Source organism: Candidatus Nitrosarchaeum limnium BG20 (assembly GCF_000241145.1).
Taxonomy (GTDB): Archaea; Thermoproteota; Nitrososphaeria; order Nitrososphaerales; family Nitrosopumilaceae; genus Nitrosarchaeum; species Nitrosarchaeum limnae.
Genome location: NZ_AHJG01000249.1, coordinates 1 through 897, shown reverse-complemented (window position 1 = coordinate 897; position 897 = coordinate 1). Strand labels below are relative to the sequence as shown.

Annotated in this window: 2 protein-coding genes; both read right to left on the bottom strand. The window is 38.8% G+C overall.

Going from position 1 to position 897, the window contains the following annotated elements:
* Nucleotides 1-476: thrombospondin type 3 repeat-containing protein (locus BG20_RS11730; protein ID WP_010194181.1), on the bottom strand; the 476-nt coding region annotated here is incomplete at its 3' end.
* 14 nt (nt 477-490) lie between these two features.
* The coding region (locus tag BG20_RS11725) for a thrombospondin type 3 repeat-containing protein (protein WP_010194179.1) at nt 491-897 on the bottom strand (407 nt) is incomplete at its 5' end.

Here is an 897-nt window from a genome sequence, read left to right as displayed (position 1 = left end):
GGGCATGCGTCAACTACATCTGGGATTCCATCACCGTCAGTGTCAAGTGTAGAAGTAAATTTGTCAGGACAACCGTCAGTGTCTTGGTAACCGTTGAATGTTTCTGGTTGAGTTGGACATGAATCTATAAAATCAGCGATACCATCATTGTCAGTGTCTGCAGTTTCTTTACTTGCATATGATGAAATGTCAGGACAACCGTCATCATCTTGGAATTTATTGAAAGTCTCTCTAACGGTTGGACAAACATCAATATCATCTGGAATACCGTCAGAATCAACATCATACCATGGGACAAACTTTGATGGACATCCATCAACTACACCCAAATAATCTTCTTTCAAATGTGGACATTGATCAAGATCATTTGGTACTCCGTCATGATCATTGTCCTGAACACCATAAGCATTACTTTGGAATACACCAATAGTTGAGATAATTAAAGTTAAAATTCCAAGAATTATGTATTGTTTCATTTTTCTATAAACACCTAGGATTCAGGACAACCGTCGATTACTCCGACATAATCTTCTGGTACTAGAGGACATTTATCAGCATCATTTAGTATACCATCTAGATCATCATCATGAAGGAATCTTTGTTGTTCTGGACTAGTGTCTGGACAACCGTCAGTGTCTTTGTATTTATTCCAAGTTTCTGGAGCACTAGGACATGAATCATACTTATCTGGAATTCCATCTTTATCAGAATCAGCTAGCGTTGAAATAGAAGACTCTGCACCTAATGTATCAGGACATCCATCCCAATCCAAGTATCCGTTGAAGTTTTCAGGTTCATTAGGACATGCATCTTTAATATCTGGGATTCCATCACCGTCAGCATCTGGTGCTTTGTATGTAGTCATGGTCTCAGATACTACATCTGGACAACCGTCAT